Raw genomic sequence first — 21,024 nt, 5'->3', positions numbered from 1 at the left:
GTAGAACTTTCGACGCAGAGGCGTCGTCACGGGTCGAAAGCCGTGATATCTTGGTTGCACAAACCGTGCCGCCAAACGGAAAGACCCGCTTGCCTAACGCTGACCCAAATCCGTCCATCCTATGGGTGGATCACATGGCCCGCATCGCCGGGTCCAAAGATCAAGCCGCTTTTGCCGAACTTTTCCGGCATTTCGCCCCACGGGTGAAAGCATTTCTGATGAAAGGCGGCACCGAGGCGCAAATGGCCGAGGAATGCACCCAAGAGGTGCTGGCGACGGTCTGGACCAAAGCCCATAGCTTTGATCCCTCGCGTGCAAGTGTTGCGACATGGATCTTCACCATCGCCCGCAACCGCAAGATTGACATGGTCCGTCGGCAAAGACGGCCCGAACCGGAAGAGCTGACCTGGGGCCCAGAACAAGAGCCGCAGGCCGAGGACGTCATGGCGATGCAACAAGAGAATGCGCGCCTCAAGACCGCACTCGGGGCGCTTCCTGACAAACAAAGGGATTTGGTCGAGAAAGCCTACTTTGGCGATCTCAGCCATTCGGAAATCGCCGAAACGACCGGCCTTCCGTTGGGGACGATCAAGTCGCGGATCAGACTGGCGCTGGAACGCTTGCGCCACGATATGAGATGACCGGTATGAAACAGTTAAAAATCACTCACCATCTGCCCTACGGCCTGATGATGGCGTATTCCGCAGGTAACATGCCCGAGGCGTTCAACCTGACGATCGCCACCCACATCGCCATGTGTGATGAATGCCGCGCCCAACTAGGCAGTATGGACGCCGTCGGCGGCGCGTTACTGGAAGACGTGGACGCCGTGAAGGTAAGTGACGAGAGTTTCGAACAGACCCTTGCCCGCATCACAGCAATTGAGGCCGAACCACAAGAACCGGTCGCGCCGCTGAATTCGGATGTGCCATCTCCGCTGGCTGATTACATCGGGGGCAGCTTGAAAGACGTGCGCTGGCGGTCGATCGGGATGGGGGTCAAACAGGCGATCTTGGAGACCGACGGAAAAGCGACCGCGCGTCTGCTGTATATTCCCGCCGGCACCTCTGTCCCGGATCACGGTCACCGTGGCACCGAACTGACGCTGGTTCTACGCGGTGCCTTCAGCGACGAGACCGACCGCTTTGGCCCTGGCGACATTGAGGTTGCGAACGAAGACCTGAACCACACCCCTGTCGCAGATATTTCGGGGGACTGTATCTGTCTGGCCGCCACCGATGCGCCACTCAAGTTCAACAGCCTGATCCCGCGACTGGCCCAGCGTTTCCTGCGCATCTGACCTTTTCGGGGTCGGTGAAATGAATAAAGCCCGGTAGTCCCACACTACCGGGCTTTACTATATGAAATCGTCCAAGCTGTTCCGTGAGCGGGGGGCAATCAGTCAGCGAAGGCCGGTCTCATCAAGAAGGCCACGCTTTTTGGCCTCGTAATAGTATCCGCGGGCATAGTGCATAACAGCAGCGCTTTCGTCGCCATCAGACACCATCCACGCACCGCGCAAATATTTCACGGCGTACTTCAAGTTAGTTTCCGCATCCAACAGATCACCGGGCTTGCCCTGAAAACCCATGCTGCGGGCAGTGGCAGGCAGGATCTGCATCAGGCCGTAATAAGGGCCATTGCGGGCGCCGGGACGGTGGGTGCTTTCGCGGATCACCACGCGCTGGATCAATTCCGGCGGGACTTCGTATTCCTGCGCGTATTTCAGGATCAATTCGCGCAGTTCGTGTGTTTCATTGGGATACAGGGGTGCATCATATTCAACAAATGCCGGTCCATTTTCGACCTCGGTAGGGATATCTGCACACGCTGCTAATGATAAAACCAAACCTGCGGCCAAAGCCGTGACTGTCTTTCTGATCATTTTCGCTCTTTCACTGTCCCTTCGGCGCAGCACGGCCCTGATTGTTTTTTGTGGGCTCATTACCGCAAGAAGAGAAAAAGCACAGGTTCACGGCATCTGTCACGCCTGAAATAAACCCGTGAGCGGGTGTCCGCTAGCTGCTGCCGGATTCTTGCCGAGAGACGCCTAAAGCCTCGGCGCTTTCCGGCGCAAGTTCTTCAAAATCGAAGTTATCGAGGCGTTTTGCTCTTTTTGCGGCCTTTTCGGCGCTGATTTTGATATCCGAAATATCCCGCGCCGCCTGATTGAAATGGCGATCCAGATTCTCGACTCGGGCGCCAAGGCGATCCACATCCCCATATAGCGCGGCCAATTCCTTGCGGATGGCCCCCGCCTGTTCCCGCATTCGGGCATCTTTCAGAATCGCACGCATCGTATTTAGCGTCGCCATGCAGGTCGTCGGAGAAACAATCCAGACCCGCGCACTAAAGCCTTCGCGCACCAATTCAGGGAAATTGGCGTGCAATTCGGCGTAAACCGCCTCGGACGGTAGGAACAAGATCGCGCCGTCAGCGGTCTCGCCCTCAAGGATGTACTTTTCAGAGATCGCGCGGATGTGGGTGCGCACGGACTGGCGCAGCATCCGCGCGGCCTCATTCAATTCGGCCTGCGTTTGAGCACGGCGCAGGGCCTCATAGGCCTCCAAGGGGAACTTGCTGTCGATCACAATCGGGCCCGGCGGATTAGGCAAGTGGATCAGACAGTCCGCCCGCCGCCCGTTCGAAAGCGTCGCCTGCAAGGTATAGCTGTCCGAGGGCAGCGCCTTGGTGACGATATCGGTCAGCTGGATTTCTCCAAAGGCCCCGCGGGTCTGCTTATTCGACAGGATGTCTTGCAGGCTTAGAACATCGCCGGAAAGCTTGGTGATATTCTCTTGTGCCTTGTCGATGGTCGCCAGCCGCTGCTGCAATTCACCCAAAGACCGCGCCGTGCGCTGTGCACTGCCGTGCAGGTTCAGGTTCATCTGCTCGGTCACATGAGCCAGTCGCTGCTCCATCAGTTGCAGCATGTGTTTCTGACTGGCCGCTTGCGCCTCGGACACGTGATTTAGTCCGCCCGCCAACTGTTGCTGCCCGTCAGATAGGCTTTGCACCCGCTGATCCAGCGCCCACATCTGCCGCGCCACGGGCTCTAGCATCTGCGCGGATTTTCCCGCTGCCCGCATGGCAGAGAACAGCAGAATAAGGACCAATGCAGCAAAGGCCAAAGCGCCCAGAACCACAGGGTTCTGAAGGGTCAGAAGATCGGCAGTCTCTTGGGTCATGTGCGTCCGAACAGCCTTTCGATGTCGGAAAGTTTCAGCTCCACATAGGTGGGGCGACCGTGGTTGCATTGGCCGGAATGGGGCGTTGCCTCCATCTCGCGCAGCAGAGCGTTCATCTCTTCCCCTTGCATCCGCCGCCCCGACCGGACCGAGCCGTGACAGGCCACCCGTGACAGGATCGCCTCTAACCGCGCTTGCAAGGTGGTGCTTTCGCCTTGATCAGACAGCTCATCCAGAATGTCGCGGATCATCGCCTTGGCATCCACATTACCCAAGATCGCTGGCGTTTCGCGCACAGCAATCGCGCCGCTGCCAAAGGGTTCAACCGTCAGCCCCATACGGGACAGATCATCAGCGTGATCCATCAGGCGGGCGCAATCGGCATCGGACAGATCCACCACTTCGGGGATCAACAGCGCCTGCGCGGCCACGCCATTCTCGGCCATCTGGCGTTTCAGCTTTTCGTAAACCAAGCGTTCGTGCGCGGCGTGCTGGTCAACGATCACCATGCCATCGGCGGTTTGCGCGATGATGTAGTTCTCATGCACCTGCCCACGCGCCACCCCCAAAGGCAGGTTCTGCGGCGCGGTTTGCGCAGCCTCTTGCGGTTCGGGCGCTTCAACCACCCGACCGCTATAGGCACCCGAGAATTCCGCGAACCCTTCAGGTTTCGGCCGCGTAGTCTCGCCATAGCTTGGTGCGGGCACGAAATCGGGCGACTGGCCCAAATAACTGGCCGAGCGTGCCGCCGCGCTGGGGCGGTCCATCTGGTAAATGGGACGATAGGGCGTCTGGGTTTCAGGCCGCATCGCGCCCAAGGTCGCCCCCGCCACGGTGGTCGAGGCCCGATGCCCCGCCTCCGCCAGCGCATGGCGCAAGCTGGACACGATCAAGCCGCGCACCAGTCCGGCATCGCGAAAGCGAACCTCGGATTTCGCGGGGTGTACGTTCACGTCAACGCGCTCGGGCTCGCAATCGACAAACAGCACGGCGGCGGGATGACGGTCGCGGCTGAGAAAATCCATATAGGCGGCGCGCAAGGCACCGATCAACTGCTTGTCCTTCACGGGACGGCCATTCACGAACAGGAACTGCGCCACTGCCGCGCCCCGCGAATAGGTGGGCAAGGCTGCATAGCCGGTCAGGCGGGTGCCTTCGCGTTCGGCATCAATCGCCAGCGCGTTGTCGGTAAACTCAGCTCCCAAAACCTGTGCCAAGCGGCTGCGCAACGCGTCGAACAGATCGCCGGTTTCCGCATCGGCGCGGAACGTAGTGCGTCCTGCACCACCGCCCGTCACATCGCGCAGGGTGAAGCCAACGGACGGCTCGGCCATCGCCAGTCGCTTGATGACATCGCTGATCGCCTGCATCTCGGCCCGATCCGAACGCATGAATTTCAACCGCGCAGGGGTGGCGTAGAACAGATCCCGCAGTTCAACCACGGTACCGCCCGACAAAGCCGCAGGCTTGACCGGCGTCATCGCGCCCCCCGCGACCGAGATCGTCACCGCCTCGCCTCCTTCCACGCGTGAGGTGATGGACAAACGCCCCACCGCACCAAGCGATGGCAGCGCCTCGCCTCGAAAGCCGAAGGTGTGGATGTTTAACAGGTCAGAGCCGTCAATCTTGCTGGTCGCATGACGGGACAGCGCCAGCGGCAAATCTTCGGCAGTCATGCCGCAGCCATCGTCAGTCACGCGGATCAAAGTCTTGCCGCCGTCAGCCACGCAGACCTCAATGCGGCGGGCACCAGCGTCGATGGCGTTTTCCACCAGTTCCTTAACCGCCGAGGCAGGACGTTCGACCACTTCGCCAGCGGCGATGCGGTTGATTGCGCCACTGTCCAACTGGCGGATCACAGGGCGATCTGTGGATATCTTGGGGCCGAGAGCATTCATGCCCCAAGACTTAGCACGGAGGATTACGAATCTCTAGCGGGGATCAAAGGCCGACAGGCTGCCCGACGATCACGAAATCCAGCTTATTCACATCCATCAGGCGGGCCGCCAAAGCATTGATCTGCTCTAGCGTGACAGCGTTGATATTATCGTTCCGCGTCTCGATATATTCAGGGGTGCGGCCGATGGACTGCATGCCCACCAGAATACGGGCGATTGCCGCGTTGCTGTCGAACCGCAGGGGATAGGCGCCGGTCAGATAGGTTTTGGCCTGCTCCAGTTCCTCGGCAGTGACCCCATCGCGGGCCATGCGGGCCCATTCATCCTTCACCACCTGCACGGTTTCGGCCATCCGATCATTGGCGCTGGCCACCTGACCGATCCAGACATCCGCCAGATCACGGCTGATCATAAAGCTGCTGATCCCGTAGGTCAGACCCCGCTTTTCCCGCACTTCGGTCATCAGGCGGCTTTCAAACCCCGCACCACCCAGAATGTGGTTCAGGATGTAGGCCGCAAAGTAATCGGGATCGTCGAAGTTAATCGCAGGCTGCGCGAACAGGGCCACCGACTGGGGCGTATCAAAGGGAATCACCTGCTGCGCGCCGTCAAAGGCCATGGTTGCGACCGAAGGAACCTCTGCACCGGTTTCAGGCAGATCCAGAAGCAGCTTGTCCAGCATCAAGCCCAGTTCCTCGGCCGAGATATCCCCCACAGCGCCCACATAGACCCGATCACGGGTCATGGTGCTTTTGTGGGCAGCAATAATATCGTCGCGGGTCAGTGCGGTGACGCTCTCGATCGAGCCTTCATAAGGTGACGCATAGGGATGATCGCCGTAGATCTTTGCCGAAAGCGCGGTGCTGGCGATTGTGTCAGGATCGGTCAGATCACTGCGCAAGCCGGTCAGCACCTGATCGCGCACCCGCGCAACGGCCACTTCGTCAAAGTTAGGGGCTACAATCGCCTGCCGCAGCAGATCAATCGCCTGATCCGAGGTTTCGGTCAGAAAACGGGCCGAGACCGTCACGTTGTCCTGTCCCGCATCAAACCGGAACGAGGCCGCCAGCGAATCGCGGGCCTTGGCAAAGGCGCGGGCGTCCATGTCCCCCGTCCCCTCTTCCAGAAGACCGGCCATCAGGTTGGTCACGCCGCGCTTATCCGCAGGTTCCGTGGCCGCACCACCTTCAAAGTTGATCTCAAGGGCCACGAAGGGAATCGTCGGCTCTTGCACCAGCCAGGCCTTGATCCCGCCGGGGCTGGTGACCTGCTGGATATCGACCGCCGCCATCGCTTGAACGGCAGAGATCAGGAAAACGGCAATCGCAATCAGATGTCTCATCCCGCTTATCCTTTGCTCGATTCGGTTAACCTGGCCTCAATTTTGGCCGGCGGCGCGACAAATCCGGTCACCGACCGGCGCGGATCGAACACTTTACGAGCAGCCTCCATGATCTGATCGGGCGTGGTGGCCTCGACCAGCGGCAGCCAGTTATCGATGTCCTCAAGGGTCAAACCCACGGCCAAAGCGCGGCCATAGCTGTTGGCGCGGCCTTCGGTGTTGTCCATCGCGTAGATCTCGCTGGCACGGAACTGGGTCTTGATGCGGGCCAATTCGTCTGCATCGGGGCCTTGTTCCATAAAACGCGCGATCGAGGCGTCCATCGCGGCCTCGGCCTCTTCCAACGTGACACCCTGTTTGGGCACCACCACCAGACTGAAGGTCGTATCATCCATCGACACGCCGCTGTAGCTGGCCGAGGTATAGACCGCCACGTCGCTATCGAATTGCAGCTCTTCCGCCAGATGCGAAGTGGTCGAATCCCCGCCAAGAAGGTTCGCCAGCAAGGTCAGAGCCGCCGCCTCATCCTGTGCGCCAGAATCACGTTCGGGCGCCAGATAGGTTCGAACCAGATAGGGCTGGCTGATGCGCGGGTCCTCATATTCCATCCGGCGGGCCGACAGTTGCGGCGGCTCTTGCGGGCGGATGCGTTCGGGAAGGTCGGGGTTGGCAGGCAAAACGCCATAGGTCTGATCCGCCAAGGTGCGCACCTGATCAGGGGTCACATCCCCTGCCACCACCAGAATCGCGTTATTGGGGGCATAGTATTCGCGGTAAAACGACAGGGCGTCGTCTTGGGTCAGCGCGGCCATCTCATGCTGCCAGCCGATCACCGGCGTGCCGTAGGGATGGTTCATGTACTGAGCCGCCGACATCTGTTCGCTGAAGATCGACTGAGGGCTGTTTTCCACCCGCATGTTGCGCTCTTCGATGATCACGTCACGCTCTGTCGCGACATCCTGTTCGGTCATCTGAAGGTTGACCATCCGGTCGGCCTCCATCTGCATCATCAAGTCCAGACGATCCGCCGCAACCCGTTGATAGTAGGCCGTATAGTCGTAGCTGGTGAAGGCGTTATCCGTCCCGCCATTAGCCGAGACCGTGGCGGAAAATTCGCCCGCGTCCATCTTGTCGGTGCCCTTGAACATCAGATGCTCAAGGAAATGCGCGATGCCCGAGGTGCCAGCGGGTTCATCCGCCGCACCGATCCTGTACCAGACCATGTGGGTCACAGCGGTCGAGCGGTGATCCTCGATCACCACGACATCCATGCCGTTGTCCAAAGTGAATGTGGTGACACCGTCAGAGCTGGCCAGCGCAGGGGCCGCAAGCCCTGCCATCAATCCCAGTGCTAAATATCTGGCGCGCATAACGTCTCCCTCCACTGCTTGGGATGAAGCTACGCGTTCGTCAGCCCGCTTCAAGGGGGGCTGACGTCAGTGTGACCGGAAAGGGTAGATTATTCGTCCGAAAGCACCGGCGCGGACGGGGTGCGGTAACCACGGGCGCGATAGCTTTCCAGAACCGTGTAGGGATCAAGGCGCATCTCGCTATAGGGCAGACGCGGTCCCAGCAGACGGCGGCGGGATTTAATGAAATCTTTATCCTCGGCCTGTAGAACGGCGCGGATATCGGGGCTGACGCCCCCACGCGATGCGTAATTGACCAATGCGCCATCGGCGGCAGGGATACCTGCGCCCGAAGGCGCGCCGCGTCCGCCAAGGGCCGCGATACCATCGGCCAGCGGCGTTTGATCCGTGCGGTTGGCAGAGCCGGGGGTCGGGGTCGGCAGTTCGTTGGTTTCAGGCAACTCCAGCGCCTTGGGCGGCACGATGGCAAATTCATCGGGCCCCTGCGACAGCCGGTCGGGGTTGCCGTCCTGACAAGCCGTCAGGGCCAGAGCTGCTATGATAAGCACGACACGCTTCATGCCGACAAAACCTCCGCTACTTTCGCCAACGAATACCGGAACTTGGGGGCGAGGTCACGCACCCTTTTTCTCGGCCGACTTGGGATCGAACAGAACCAACCCGATTGCGCCTGCAAAAACCGCGATATCGGCAATATTGAAGGAAAACGGGTTATTGATGCCGCAACAGCTCATGTTCAGGAAATCCGCGACCGCGCCATATAGCACCCGATCCACCACATTTCCCAACGCGCCGCCCACCAGAAGACCTGCCGAAATACAGGCCATGCGGGAGGCGCGACTGCGCACCATCCAGAAAATCACGCCAAGGCTGATCACCAGTGCGATGGCGATCAAAAACCAGCGGCCTGCATCCGCCTCTGCCGGAAACAGGCCAAAGTTTACGCCGCGGTTCCACGCCATGCGGAATTGCAGCAGCGGCGGCAGTACATCAATCTGAAGTTTGGTCATCAGGCCCATCAGATGGACCACGACGTACTTGCTGGCCTGATCAGCCAGAAAGACCCAGAAGGCGGGCCAGAAGATATGTACTGCCGTCCGCGACATCAGCGCTCCTTAGTGACGGAAATGACGCTGGCGGGTAAACACCATCGCCAGACCGGCGTCATCTGCCGCTTTGATCACGTCTTCGTCACGGATCGAGCCACCGGGCTGGATCACAGCGGTTGCGCCTGCCTCAGCGGCGGTCAGCAGACCATCAGCGAAGGGGAAGAACGCGTCCGACGCCACGACCGAGCCGTCGACGGTCGGCTTTGCCAGACCCAGAACCTCGGCCATGTCGGCGCTCTTGCGGGCGGCGATACGGGTGCTGTCCACGCGGCTCATCTGGCCAGCGCCGATACCAACGGTGGCACGGTTCTTTGCGTAGATGATGGCGTTCGATTTGACGTGCTTGGCAACGGTCCATGCGAACAGCAGATCGTCCAGTTCCTGCTGGGTGGGCGCGCGCTTGGTCACGACTTCCAGCTTGTCAAAGGACATCATGCCGTTGTCACGGTCCTGCACCAGCAGACCGCCCGACACCTGCTTGAACGCCACGCTGGCCGCTGCGGGGTTCGCAAGGCCGGGGGTGGTCAGCAGACGCAGGTTTTTCTTCTTCGCAAAGATTTCCTGAGCGGCTGCATCCGCGCCGGGGGCGATGACAACCTCGGTGAAGATTTCGCAGATCGCTTCGGCAGTGGCCGCGTCCAAGGTCTGGTTCAGCGCGATAATGCCGCCGAACGCGCTGGTACGGTCACAGTCAAACGCGCGCTGGTAAGCTTCGGTCAGGGTCTCGCCACGGGCCACACCACAGGGGTTGGCGTGCTTGATGATCGCACAGGCGGGACCATCGGTGGGCAGGAATTCCGACACCAGTTCGAACGCCGCGTCGGTGTCGTTGATGTTGTTGTAGCTCAGTTCCTTGCCCTGATGCTGGACAAAGTTCGACACGCCGGGGCGGTCCGCGCCATCCACGTAGAACGAGGCCGACTGGTGGGGGTTTTCGCCGTAACGCAGGGTCTGCTTCAGCTGACCGGCAAAGGCACGGCGGCGGGGGGTCTCAACCTCGGCAGCGCCTGCCATCCAGTTCGACACTGCGGCGTCATAGGCAGCGGTGCGGGCATAGGCGTTCTGGGCCATCTTCTGGCGGAACTTGTAACCGGTCTTGCCGTCGTTCGCGTCCAGTTCAGCCACCAGTGCGTCGTAGTCTTCGACATCAACGATAGTGGTGACAAACCCGTGGTTCTTCGCTGCCGCGCGGATCATTGCGGGGCCGCCGATGTCGATGTTCTCGATCATCTCATCGTATTCCGCGCCGCGGGCCAGAGCCGCTTCGAACGGATAGAGGTTCACGATCAGCAGGTCGATCTCGGGGATGCCGTGTTCCTGCATCGCCTGAACGTGGGTGCCGTTGTCGCGCAGAGCCAGCAGACCGCCGTGCACCATCGGGTGCAGGGTCTTAACGCGGCCGTCCATCATCTCGGGGAAGTTGGTGACTTCGGAAACGTCCTTCACGGCCAGACCTGCTTCGCGCAGTGCCTTGGCGGTGCCGCCGGTGGACAGCAGCTCGACGCCGCGATCGGCAAGAGCTTTGCCCAGATCGATCAGGCCGGTTTTATCGGAAACAGAGATGAGCGCGCGGCGCAGCGGGGCGAGGTCTTGCATAGAGGGGGTCTCCTGGCGGTTCACATCAGTCGGCGATCTCGGCCAAAACAGGGGTCAGGTCGCGGATGGCGCCCTCGCTATCCTGTGCTTTGGCAAAAGACCAGCGGATGCGCGTCGCATAATCCAAAGCGCGGGCGGATAAAACGATCTGTTTCGCAGATCGGGGCTTTAGTCGCCCTTTTTCCAGATATGCACTGGGCTGAATGGTCAGATCGCCCACGCTATCGTGGCGGAAGACCCAAACCTCACCACTTAAAAGTGTGATTGAGACCGCGCTGCCCCCCATGTCCAGACTGGCGTCTACGTCAGGATGCAGGTGGAACCGGATGCTGAAGGGAATGCCTTGCAGGCCGGTTTCATCAATCGCATCGTCAAAACGGCGCTGCGCAGGGCGGTCCAGCACCGCCAGAAGATCCTCGCCAGAGAAGGCGCGGCCATCGAACGACAGATCCAGTATGCGGGCGTGAGTCAGGCCGAAGTCCTGCACGTAGGCGTCATGGCCGCCTTCAAACCGGATGCCTTCAGGCGATTGGCTAAGGTGGGCGCGCACGTCCTTTGGACCGTCTTGCAGCAATTCCCGCATCAAGCCGTCGATCTTTTGCGGCGGAGCCAGTTGCGCAAGGCTGATCCCGTCCAGCCCCAATGTGGACTGCGAGGGCGTGGCCCGCCCTGCCCGCCACCATTTCTGCCCGAACGGCGCACCTGAGCCGCTGTTGACCACCACAGGACGCCGCCCAGAGGTCAGCTCAAACGCAAGGGTCGAGGCATTGGCGTTCACGCTGGCCCGCCCCTCTGGTAGTTTCGCGGCATCGATGATGATGCTGGTACGGCCTGCAGACATACGGGCATAGCCCATGTGCAACCCGTTGCCGGGGCGCTCTTTCACCCGCGCATCGGCTAGGGCGCGATCCAGTTGGCCTGGACGCCCGCGCCCGCCACCGTGGAACCGCGCGAGACCTCCGTCGGAATGGCGCAGGGCACGCAAGGTAGGCACGATCCGCTGGATCGCCCCTGTCAAAGCCTCGGGGACCGAATGGCCCGATTGTTCCAGCGCCATGCGGGCCCAGAGCAAAAGGTTAAACACATCCAGCAATTCTTCGGGATTGCGGGTGGGAATGCCGCCCGTAGCGTCAACCTGCCGGTCGCAATCCTTGGCCAACGCGGCAGCGGCGCCGCCCACGCTTTCATCCAGTCCCTCCAGCGCGATGCCCGCATAGATCAGACCGGTCAGAGCCTCAAAGCGGGGCATCCCCTCGACGGCCACACGCCAGCGTCGCACCAAAAAGGCGTGCTGGCGGGCCATTGCGCGAAAGAACGTCGCGGATTCTTCGGGCGATGCGCCGCGAAGGATAAAGAGCGCGTGGTTGATCCAGCGGATCAGGCGACGACCTGTCAGTTCCGGCACCCAGCCCGAACCCTTGCCGCTGTCATAACGGCGAATCCAGTCAAAGACCCACGTCCGCGCCAGTTCCCGCGCTTGCGGGTCCCCAGCGGCGGCCAGATCGTCCAGCCATGCACATCCATGAATTTCGGCAGTGAAACGGCTGTCAGGGGGCGTCACGTCCCAAATGGACACGCCCGGTGCCTCGACCAGATAGCCAGCGAATAGGTAGTTGCCATGCACCAACTGGCGCCCCTTGGCGTAGGTGCCAATGGTTAAAGGTTCAGGCGTTGTGGTAAAGCCTGTCGCCTTTGAGCCCCAAATTCCGGCCCGCGCATGAAAGCGGTTGAACGCGCGGGTACGCCGCTCGCTCCAGTCAAGCATCTCTGCCATCTGTTAGTCTGCCCTGCCAATTGCCCGTCGTTGCAGGCTCTGCTCTTTGGCAGGGATTTTACGCCGGAATTCCGGAAAAGTCACGCAGTAGGACGCAGGACCGCCATGTAAAAGCCGTCCATCCCGCCCCGTTCAGGCCAGAAATCGGGTCGCAGGCGCAATCCGCCCTCGGGGCTGCGCCACGCGGGATCAACCCAAGGCAGGTTCTGGATGCTGCTATCGACTCGTACATTGGGGTTACGATCCAGCAATTCTTCGATCTGAACCTCGCCCTCATCGGGCAGCAGCGAACAGGTGCAATAGACCAGACGGCCGCCCGGTTTCAGCAGGCTGAGGGCGCGGTCGATCATAACCTCTTGCAGCTCCATCAGCGCGAAAAAGCCGCTGCCGTCCTTGGCGTAGGGCAGATCAGGGTGGCGGCGGATGGTGCCCGTGGCCGAGCAAGGCGCGTCCAAGAGAATCGCGTCATACCGGCCTTCGTGTTCCAAAGCGTCCCCTTGCATGGCATTGGCTGTCAGGCCGCAACGTTCAAGGTTTTCATGGACGCGCTTCAAACGCTCTTCCGAGATATCAAGCGCGGTGACATTCGCCCCTGCCGCCGCCATTTGCAGCGTCTTGCCCCCCGGCGCAGAACACAGGTCCAGAACATCCTCGCCCTTCTGGGCATTCAACAGGCGGGCGGGAATCGCGGCGGCGGCATCCTGCACCCACCAGTCACCCGCCTCATAGCCATCCAGCGCGGTCACCTGACCGGGGTCCTGCAAGCGCACGGAACCGGTGGGCAGCAACTCGCCCCCCAGCCGTTCCGCCAGCGCAGCGGCATCGCCCTTGGCAGTCAAATCCAGCGGAGCGCCTTTGAAATGCGCCTCTTCCATCGCGGTCATGACCTTCGCACCCCATGCCTCGCCCAGAGGGTCGCGCAGCCATTTCGGCGTGCGGGGGGTGCGCAGCTTGTCCCATGCCTCGGCACCGTCGTCGGCGTATTTGCGCAGAACCGCGTTCACCAGACCCTTCATCTGACTGGCGCGCTTATTGCGGGCGATGATCTCGACATAGCTGTTCACCACGCCATAGGCCGCCTCTTTGCGTCCGCAAATCTCGGTCACGCCAAGACGCAGGGCGTTCATCACGGTCAGACCGGGCTGGCGGTTCAGGTTCTTTTGCAGCAGACGGTCGGCCCGCTCCATCCCGCGCAGGGTGTCCATAACAAGACTTTGCGCACGGGCGCGGTCCTCGGGGGCCAGACGTTCCAGCACGCCATTGGCGATCAACTCAGCCATAAGCCGGCCTTCACCGGTGATCTGGTCCAGAAGGTACAGCGCCGTACGGCGCGGGGCGAGGCCGCTTTGATCCATGTGTAACACTCCGTCATCTTGCCCGCAGGCAGAGCGCGCGTATATCAAGACGCAAGCCGGAAAGGAACCGACATGAGCGAAGAAGACAAGCGTGACCTTCCCCCCGCCGCCCTGCGCGCCTTGGCCGAAGCCGAAGAGCGCCGCAAAAACGCGGAAAAAGTCCAGATGCCGACCGAGCTTGGCGGCCGTGATGGCCCCGAGCCTGTGCGCTATGGCGACTGGGAAAAGAAAGGCATCGCGGTCGATTTCTGACCCGATGTCATGACGCAAAACCGAAGGGGATCAGCGCAGATCAAAGTTCGCGTGCTGCCCCTTGCCCCGATCCGAGGTGAACCGGATATCGCCATCATCAATGGCGACCTGCTGGCAATTGTCCCCCAGATCGCGGCTGCCCCAGTAAAGGCTGCGGCAGAAATATCCGTCCTGCCAGCGCCACTCGCCAGAGACATCCTTGCCAAAGGCGCGTCCAGTTATCTGCCCGTTTTCAGTAACTTGCAGGGTCATACCCATCCGCGTCAGGTCTTTGCCCTTCACGATCTGAACGAAATTGGATTTGCTATCGACCACATCCAGCGCGTCAGCGTTGGCGGCAGTTCCAGCCAGTAATGCAGTTAAGAAAATCGCGTATCTCATCAGGCAAGCTCCGGATTACTTCAAGGAAGTAACGCGCCGGAGCCTACTTTAGATCACATACGTCAGATCACAGTGCAGTGAGGTGTGACAGGCGACTCAGAGCCCCAGCACGTCCATCATATCATATGCGCCCGCATCTTTCCCCTGCGCCCACAGTGCGGCCTTCACCGCGCCCCGCGCAAAGACCGACCGGTCGCTGGCCACATGGCGCAAGGTGATCCGCTCGCCATCGGCTGCGAACATCACGTCATGCTCGCCAATGATATCGCCGCCGCGAATCACCGAGAACCCGATGGCACCCCGTTCGCGGGCACCGGTGATGCCGTCACGGGCGCGATCCTCAACATCTTTCAGCGCCACACCGCGCCCTTCGGCAGCGGCCTCACCCAGCATCAGGGCGGTGCCCGAGGGGGCATCAACCTTGCGACGGTGGTGCGCCTCGATCACTTCGATGTCGTAATCTTCGTCCAGCGCCTCAGCGACCTTTTTGGTTAGCTGGACCAGCAGATTGACCCCTAGGCTCATGTTGCCAGCGCGGACGGTGACGTTGCCTGCGCCTGCTTCTTTCAGGGCGGCAAGGTCCTCTTCGGTAAAGCCAGTGGTGCCGATGATATGGGCAGTTCCGGTGCTGGCAGCCGCTTTTGCAAAGGAAATCGTGGCTGCGGGGGCGGTAAAGTCGATCACGGCGCCTGCGCCCGCAAAGGCCGCTGTGGGGTCATCGCTGACGATCACACCGCTTTCGGTACCGCCCATCAGCACGCCCAGATCCTTGCCAACCCAGTCATGGCCCGGACGTTCGACAGCGCCCGCAAGGGTCACGCCCTCACGCTCGATCACTGTCTTGATCAGCATCTGGCCCATACGGCCCGATGCGCCCGTAATGACAATCCCGATGCTCTCGCCCATGACCTGTTCCTTTCTGATATGGTTGGCACTGAGTAGCCGACTGTTGCAGGATTGGCAAAGCCTGCTTGGCACGGTGCGGACAAAGGATTAGATGCGCATTATGGCTAAGAACAAATTCTCCGAAGGCCCTGGACCTTCGCAGCGTCAGCTGCGCGTGGGCGAACTCATCCGACGCACCTTGTCCGAGGTGCTTCAACGGGGCGATATCCACGACCCCGACCTGAACCGCCTGTCGATCAGCGTGGGCGAAGTCCGCACGTCGCCCGACCTGAAAATCGCCACGGCATACATCATGCCGCTTGGCGGTCAGGGCCGCGATCAGGCGGTCGATCTGCTGGCCCGCAACAAGAACGAGTTGCGCCGCATGATCGGTAAGGTCACCAACCTGAAATACACGCCGGATCTTCGCTTCCGTCTGGACGAGACCTTCGACCAGCTGGATGAAACCCGCCGCCTGTTCGATCAGGACGACGTGCGCCGCGATCTGGATGCGGATGATCAGGATCAGGACGACTGATGCGTCTGTGGGCGGCCTTGGCATTGATGCTTTGGGCAGCCCCAGCGGCCGCCGCTGACTGCTATGATCTTGAGTATCAGGAAAACAGCTACACGGTCTGTCAGGTCAACCTGACCTCTGAAGACCTGCGCCTGTTCCTCTATGACGGTGAGGGTGCCCCTTGGGGGCAGTTCCGCAAGCTGGATCAGGCGTTGCAGGCCCAGGGCCAGCAGCTTGGCTTTGCCATGAACGCTGGCATGTATCACCAAGACCGCAGCCCTGTGGGCCACTATCGCCAGAACGGTGCGGAACTGATGCGGGTGATCCCCAACGCAGGCCCCGGCAATTTCGGTATGCTGCCCAATGGCGTTCTGTGCCTGAACAGTGGCGCGGCAAGCGTGATCGAGACACTGGCCTATAACGCCGCCCAGCCCCAATGCCGCGACGCCAGCCAGTCCGGCCCGATGCTGGTGATCGACGGCAAACTGCACCCCCGCTTTCTGAAGGATTCGACCTCGCGCTATATTCGTAACGGCGTGGGCGTGTCCGAAGACGGGCTCACGGCCTATTTCGCGATCTCGAACAACACAGTCACGTTCTACGAATTCGCCTCGCTGTTCCGCGATCGCCTAAAGACACCGAATGCGCTCTATTTCGACGGGAATATTAGCAGGCTTTACGCGCCAGACATGAACCGTCACGACGGCGGCTTTCCGATGGGACCAATCGTCGGTACCGTTACCCCGATGACCAATTGACCCCTCTTCCTAGCTGGGTTAGGTCGCCCCTCTCAGCAGACAGATGGGGGCGTTATGGGACGCAAGCGCAAGGGTCGGGATATCTCCGGCTGGATCGTGATCGACAAGCCCGCGGGCATCACCTCGACCGCTGTGGTGAACAAGGTCAAATGGGCGTTCAACGCCAATAAGGCCGGTCACGCAGGCACTCTTGACCCCGATGCCACCGGCGTTCTGGCCGTCGCCTTGGGCGAGGCCACAAAGACCGTTCCCTACATCACCGACGCCAACAAAGCCTATGAGTTCACCGTGACCCTTGGTGCGGCGACCAACACCGATGATGCGGAAGGTGAGATCATCAAGACCTCGGACGCGCGTCCCAGCGATGATGAGATCAAAGAGGCGCTGTTCGGCTTTGTCGGTGACATCATGCAGGTCCCGCCCAAGTTCAGCGCCGTCAAGATCGACGGCCAACGCGCCTATAAGCTGGCCCGCGACGGTGAAGACGTAGAACTGGCCGCCCGCCCCCTATGGGTCGAAGAACTGCTGATGCTGGACCGCCCCGATGTGGACCACGTGACGCTGGAAATGACCTGCGGCAAAGGCGGCTATGTGCGCAGCATTGCCCGCGATCTGGGCGAGAAACTGGGCTGCTACGGCCACGTGCGCGAGCTGCGCCGCATCTGGTCTGGCCCCTTTGAGGTCGAGAACGGCGTCAGCCTTGACCAGATCAACGAACTAGCCCGCACGCCGGAATTGGACGATCTGCTGCTGCCCGTGGAAATCGGTCTGGCCGACCTGCCCGAAGTCCAGCCCACCCCCGAAGGCACCGTGCGCCTGCGCAACGGCAACCCCGGCATGGTGATCGCATCGGGGATCGAGTACGGCGAGGAATGCTGGGTCGCTGTGGATGGCAAGCCCTTGGCCGTTGGCACCTTCAAGGCAGGCAACTTGCATCCTGTGCGCGTCTTCAATCTGGACTGACGTCAGCCCCCCCGCAAACAGAAAGGGCGCCCACCGGCGCCCTGTTTTTTGGAAACTCACAGGTCTTAGCCCGCCAAAGTGACCGTACGAATATTCTGGTACACCTGCACAATCACATCCGCGTCCGCCTCTAGCATGGCGGCACCTGTCAGATCGTAAAGCGTATCGTCGCCGCCATTGCGATAACCGACAGTAATGTTGTGCAGACCCGTCAGCTCGACCACGATCTGGTTGTCGATCGCGATCAGCGTCTTTTCGTCGAAGGTGTTCTTCACAAGCGTGACGCGGTTGTCCAACTGGTAGCTGGCATCATTTTGCAGCAACGTATCCAGTTCAGCAGAGGTCAGTTCACCGGCAATCGTCGCATCTCCATGCTCGATCAAGGTGCCCCCCGTGGCAGACAGTTTCAGGAAGTCCTGCCCAATCTCAAAATCATCGATCACCGCGCGACCGTCGCCAATCACGTCAAAGTAATCCGCGCCACTGCCACCCGAGACCCAATCGCCCGCGCCGATATAATGGATGACGTCATCCCCTTCGCCGCCAAAGACAGAATCAGCCACCTCATTGGTCGCAAAGGCATGGGTGTCTAGCCGCGTGAAGGTACCGATCCCCTCACCGGAACCGAAATATTCGTACTGAATATAGCCTTCGCCAAGGTAGATTTCATCGGCACCATCGCCGCCCACGGACATGTTTGACCCGTAAGACAAGATAACATCATCGCCACGGCCACCGCGCAGAACCGCGTCATTGCCAAAGCCTTTGATGGTGTCGTTGCCGTCATTCCCGTTCAGGATGCCGCCGCCATCGGTGATCAGGCAGTCATCGCCGCCACCCGTGTGAATCCATGCACCCGCACTGGTATCATCAATGTGAACCATATCCCGACCGGCACCGCCCTGAACGCTGGCCTCACCACTGACCCAAACCTGACCCTCATAGTCATCAGCCAGATAAACGGTATCGCCATCATTGGCGTGCAGGGCGATATAGCCCGTGCCTTCGCCGACAACGACCGTATCGGCGCCTTCGCCGGTATAGAGGTCAATGGCCCCCGGCCCGTTGATCGAGATGAAGTCATCCCCTGCGCCTGCGTCCAGATACATCACGCCATCAGTCAACCGAGAGTCTTCAACACCGGCTTCGGGGTCTGAATGGGCCTCATCAGGGTTGAACCAAACCAGATCGCCATCATGTCCGGCGATCAAATTCTCCAGACCTGTGCGCTCTGCCAGATGCCATGCAGGATCGGCACTTTCGGGCAGTTCAACATACAGCGTGTCTGCCTCAGAGGTCCCGATGAAGTCGGCCAGCGACACAAGCGTCAGCTCTTGGCCAACGACAACCTCTTCTTCCTCGGGTGCGCTTCCTGAATCATAGATGTCAGTGGGATCTCTGGAGGAATCGGAGTCTCCCTGTGACCCGCTCAGTGCTTTCTGAGCCAGTCCGGCAAGAGTGAAACGCTCCATGCCGAGGACAAGACTTGATATCGCACCCCCCAGACTGAGGAGCATCCAAAGACTCATATTCGATCTCCGCGCGATTCTATCGCGTAACCTTCACTAACGTCACATTGGTTTTGCAATTTAGTGTATTGCACAGAAGATTTCTTCCGCACCGTGGTATATATCCGAGGAACGAATGGGTGTATCGCGGTCTTGCCAACACCCGCAGACCTATGATTTCAGGGCTTATGCTGACCCGAACCCATATCAAAGACGATGCGCCCTCGACCGCGACCTACAGCGATTGCGAACGGTATCGCTATTCGCTGGTGCGTACGTGGGACCCTAAGGGCAAGCGGGTTCTGTTCGTCATGCTGAACCCTTCGACTGCGACCGAAGTGCAGAACGATCCCACCGTCGAACGCTGCGAACGCCGCGCCCGCGCCCTTGGCTTTGGCAGCTTTGAGGTCACGAATATCTTTGCTTGGCGCGACACGGACCCCCGCGCGATGCGTGCGGCAACAGACCCCGTTGGCCCAGAAAATGACGCCGCCATTCTGGCGGGCACTGCGGCCGCGGACAGGATCGTTTGTGCTTGGGGCACCCACGGCGCCCATCTGGATCGCGGTCCCGCTGTCGAAGCGCTCTTGCGTCGGACGGGCCGCCCCTTGCATCATCTGGGACTGACCAAAGACGGCCACCCCAAGCACCCGCTATACATCGGCTACGCGGTGGAACCGCTGGAATGGAGCCCCGCATGACTGATCTGAGTAAAAGTGAAATCGAACAGCTGTCGAACGCCATTCACAAGCTGAACGATCACAAATACTTCCGCATCCATGACAGCTACCTGAAGATGATGTTCTATCAGCTGCTGCGGGGCATCTCGTTCGGTCTAGGCTCGGTGCTGGGGGCGACGGTTGTGGTCTCGCTGGTCGGTTTCTGGCTGTCGCAGATCGAGTTCATTCCCCTGATCGGCGACTGGGCCGCCGCGCTGGCCGAAGAGATCATGCAGGAACTGCCTCAGGCCGATCCGGAAACACCCGCCAGCGGACAGTAAACGCGCAGTTAACTGCTTCTTCAGATATCAACGCATTTTCAAAGGCTTCCCTGCTATCCTCCGGATGATTCCAGTAGGAGAATAGTGATGCTGATGTTGGCCAGCCTGTTCGGTGCCCTGATGCTCGGGGCCACCAGCGTGTTTACCCATGACACCGAAATCGAGATGAGCGATGCGTCCCAAGAGGACGATGCAGACGCACCCGAAGAGGCGCAGCTAGAGACTGCCTCGGGCGACATCCTGAACATGGATGATGCACCGTCCGATATTCTGCAAGGATCGGACGCGGATGATCTGCTGATCGGGGATCAGGACAGCGAACAACTGGTCGGCGGCGACGGCGCGGATACCCTGCTTGGTGGCGGTGATGATGATCTGCTGCTGGGGCAAGATGGGGATGATCTGCTGTCGGGGGACGCAGGTGCCGACACCCTGAACGGTGGCTTTGGACAGGACGTTCTGGACGGTGGCAGCGATGCGGACGATCTGTCAGGCGCGGCAGGTGGCGACGTTCTGATCGGCGATCAGGGCAATGACAGCCTGAACGGCGGACCGGGCGATGACCTGCTGTCAGGGGGCGAAGGCCAAGACGCCCTGCAAGGGGGGCTTGGCAACGACACTCTGACGGGCGGCGAAGGTCTGGATGCCATATTCGGTGGTGACGGCGACGACGTGGTGATCGGCTCGGATGACCTGACCGAGGACTTCCTGAACGGCGGCGCGGGAAATGACACGCTGGTTGGCGGCGCGGGCGACTGGCTGCACGGGGGCGCGGGCGAGGATAGCTTTGCCCTTGATATCTCGCCCGAGGTCGGTGGCGGCAGCACCCCTGCGGTGCTACAGGACTATCAGCCCGACGAAGACCAGCTTTATGTCCTTTATGATGACAGCTTGGACGCCAGTTCCCCCGAACTGACGCTGGACCCTGCCGATCCGGAAACCGGCCTTGTGGATCTGCGGATGGATGGCACCGTGATCGCCCAGATCAATGAGGTTGACGGGCTGGACCCCGCAATGATCACGCTGGTCAGCGCATCCGAGGCTGCGGCGATGGGGCTACAGGCCTTTGCCTAAGGCCCCGCGCAAGACCCTTTTCTTTTTAGCGGGAATCGCGTAAGCGCACGCATC

Annotated in this window: 22 protein-coding genes; 9 read left to right on the top strand and 13 right to left on the bottom strand. The window is 60.5% G+C overall.

What is annotated here, in order from left to right; translation table 11 throughout:
- Positions 1-134 precede the first annotated feature (134 nt).
- Positions 135-641, top strand: a complete 507-nt coding sequence (locus tag CLV74_RS06835; RefSeq protein WP_211299011.1) for a sigma-70 family RNA polymerase sigma factor — start codon at positions 135-137, stop codon at positions 639-641.
- A 5-nt stretch (positions 642-646) separates the two neighbouring features.
- Positions 647-1,300, top strand: a complete 654-nt coding sequence (locus tag CLV74_RS06830) for a ChrR family anti-sigma-E factor (protein WP_106263478.1) — start codon at positions 647-649, stop codon at positions 1,298-1,300.
- A 102-nt stretch (positions 1,301-1,402) separates the two neighbouring features.
- Here CLV74_RS06830 and CLV74_RS06825 read toward each other — a convergent pair whose 3' ends face one another.
- The 10 genes from CLV74_RS06825 to CLV74_RS06780 all read right to left on the bottom strand — a co-directional run bounded on the left by CLV74_RS06825 (position 1,403) and on the right by CLV74_RS06780 (position 13,632).
- Positions 1,403-1,885 (bottom strand): lytic transglycosylase domain-containing protein, encoded by a 483-nt coding sequence (locus tag CLV74_RS06825; RefSeq protein WP_106263477.1) that lies wholly within the window; start codon positions 1,883-1,885, stop codon positions 1,403-1,405.
- A 133-nt stretch (positions 1,886-2,018) separates the two neighbouring features.
- Positions 2,019-3,188 carry a DNA recombination protein RmuC gene (locus CLV74_RS06820; RefSeq protein ID WP_106263476.1) on the bottom strand — a complete coding sequence of 390 codons (1,170 nt, stop codon included), beginning with the start codon at positions 3,186-3,188 and terminating at the stop codon, positions 2,019-2,021.
- The gene (mutL, locus tag CLV74_RS06815) at positions 3,185-5,086 is read right to left on the bottom strand and encodes a DNA mismatch repair endonuclease MutL (RefSeq protein WP_106263475.1); all 1,902 of its coding nucleotides are present in this window, start codon (positions 5,084-5,086) and stop codon (positions 3,185-3,187) included. The genes CLV74_RS06820 and mutL overlap by 4 nt, the downstream gene beginning before the upstream one ends.
- A gap of 43 nt (positions 5,087-5,129) precedes the next feature.
- Positions 5,130-6,428 (bottom strand): M16 family metallopeptidase, encoded by a 1,299-nt coding sequence (locus CLV74_RS06810; protein ID WP_106263474.1) that lies wholly within the window; start codon positions 6,426-6,428, stop codon positions 5,130-5,132.
- Positions 6,429-6,433: 5 nt separating this feature from the next.
- On the bottom strand, positions 6,434-7,798 hold the full coding sequence (locus tag CLV74_RS06805; protein ID WP_106263473.1) for a M16 family metallopeptidase: 1,365 nt from the start codon (positions 7,796-7,798) through the stop codon (positions 6,434-6,436).
- 89 nt (positions 7,799-7,887) lie between these two features.
- Positions 7,888-8,358: a DUF3035 domain-containing protein gene (locus CLV74_RS06800; protein WP_106263472.1), complete on the bottom strand. Its 471-nt coding sequence runs from the start codon at positions 8,356-8,358 to the stop codon at positions 7,888-7,890.
- Positions 8,359-8,412: 54 nt separating this feature from the next.
- Entirely contained in the window at positions 8,413-8,904 is a 492-nt protein-coding gene (gene lspA, locus CLV74_RS06795; protein WP_106263471.1) for a signal peptidase II, read from the bottom strand.
- Between the two features lie 9 nt (positions 8,905-8,913).
- Positions 8,914-10,503: a bifunctional phosphoribosylaminoimidazolecarboxamide formyltransferase/IMP cyclohydrolase gene (gene purH / locus CLV74_RS06790; protein WP_106263470.1), complete on the bottom strand. Its 1,590-nt coding sequence runs from the start codon at positions 10,501-10,503 to the stop codon at positions 8,914-8,916.
- 25 nt (positions 10,504-10,528) lie between these two features.
- Positions 10,529-12,277, bottom strand: a complete 1,749-nt coding sequence (locus CLV74_RS06785; protein ID WP_106263469.1) for a heparinase II/III family protein — start codon at positions 12,275-12,277, stop codon at positions 10,529-10,531.
- 80 nt (positions 12,278-12,357) lie between these two features.
- Entirely contained in the window at positions 12,358-13,632 is a 1,275-nt protein-coding gene (locus tag CLV74_RS06780; RefSeq protein WP_106263468.1) for an RsmB/NOP family class I SAM-dependent RNA methyltransferase, read from the bottom strand.
- A gap of 72 nt (positions 13,633-13,704) precedes the next feature.
- Between CLV74_RS06780 and CLV74_RS06775 the strand changes: the two genes are divergently transcribed.
- Complete coding sequence (locus CLV74_RS06775) at positions 13,705-13,884, top strand: DUF1674 domain-containing protein (RefSeq protein ID WP_106263467.1); 180 nt, start codon at positions 13,705-13,707, stop codon at positions 13,882-13,884.
- Positions 13,885-13,914: 30 nt separating this feature from the next.
- Here CLV74_RS06775 and CLV74_RS06770 read toward each other — a convergent pair whose 3' ends face one another.
- Both CLV74_RS06770 and dapB read right to left on the bottom strand, forming a co-directional pair.
- Entirely contained in the window at positions 13,915-14,265 is a 351-nt protein-coding gene (locus tag CLV74_RS06770; RefSeq protein ID WP_106263466.1) for a dihydrodipicolinate reductase, read from the bottom strand.
- A 96-nt stretch (positions 14,266-14,361) separates the two neighbouring features.
- On the bottom strand, positions 14,362-15,171 hold the full coding sequence (gene dapB / locus CLV74_RS06765; RefSeq protein WP_106263465.1) for a 4-hydroxy-tetrahydrodipicolinate reductase: 810 nt from the start codon (positions 15,169-15,171) through the stop codon (positions 14,362-14,364).
- A 100-nt stretch (positions 15,172-15,271) separates the two neighbouring features.
- On the opposite strand from dapB, the gene rbfA reads away from it, so the two are divergent.
- From rbfA to truB, 3 genes are read left to right on the top strand one after another with little or no spacing between them, the layout of a single operon-like run.
- Positions 15,272-15,688, top strand: coding sequence for a 30S ribosome-binding factor RbfA (rbfA, locus tag CLV74_RS06760; protein WP_106263524.1), 417 nt, complete (start codon positions 15,272-15,274; stop codon positions 15,686-15,688).
- On the top strand, positions 15,688-16,425 hold the full coding sequence (locus CLV74_RS06755) for a phosphodiester glycosidase family protein (RefSeq protein WP_106263464.1): 738 nt from the start codon (positions 15,688-15,690) through the stop codon (positions 16,423-16,425). Before rbfA ends, CLV74_RS06755 begins: the two co-directional genes overlap by 1 nt.
- 54 nt (positions 16,426-16,479) lie before the next feature.
- Positions 16,480-17,388 (top strand): tRNA pseudouridine(55) synthase TruB, encoded by a 909-nt coding sequence (gene truB, locus CLV74_RS06750; protein WP_106263463.1) that lies wholly within the window; start codon positions 16,480-16,482, stop codon positions 17,386-17,388.
- A 65-nt stretch (positions 17,389-17,453) separates the two neighbouring features.
- Here the strand turns inward: truB and CLV74_RS06745 are convergent, their stop codons facing one another.
- Entirely contained in the window at positions 17,454-18,917 is a 1,464-nt protein-coding gene (locus tag CLV74_RS06745) for a calcium-binding protein (RefSeq protein WP_146134909.1), read from the bottom strand.
- Positions 18,918-19,084: 167 nt separating this feature from the next.
- On the opposite strand from CLV74_RS06745, the gene CLV74_RS06740 reads away from it, so the two are divergent.
- The 3 genes from CLV74_RS06740 (at position 19,085) to CLV74_RS06730 (ending at position 20,970) form a co-directional block, all read left to right on the top strand.
- Entirely contained in the window at positions 19,085-19,597 is a 513-nt protein-coding gene (locus tag CLV74_RS06740) for a DUF1643 domain-containing protein (protein WP_106263461.1), read from the top strand.
- Positions 19,594-19,896, top strand: a complete 303-nt coding sequence (locus CLV74_RS06735; RefSeq protein WP_106263523.1) for a DUF5665 domain-containing protein — start codon at positions 19,594-19,596, stop codon at positions 19,894-19,896. Before CLV74_RS06740 ends, CLV74_RS06735 begins: the two co-directional genes overlap by 4 nt.
- Positions 19,897-19,983: 87 nt before the next feature.
- Positions 19,984-20,970 carry a calcium-binding protein gene (locus CLV74_RS06730; protein ID WP_106263460.1) on the top strand — a complete coding sequence of 329 codons (987 nt, stop codon included), beginning with the start codon at positions 19,984-19,986 and terminating at the stop codon, positions 20,968-20,970.
- Positions 20,971-21,024: the final 54 nt, after the last annotated feature.

Source organism: Donghicola tyrosinivorans (genome assembly GCF_003003355.1).
GTDB classification, from domain to species: Bacteria; Pseudomonadota; Alphaproteobacteria; order Rhodobacterales; family Rhodobacteraceae; genus Donghicola; species Donghicola tyrosinivorans.
The sequence above is the reverse complement of the archived record's forward strand: the minus strand, read 5'-3'. Positions and strand labels throughout refer to the sequence as shown.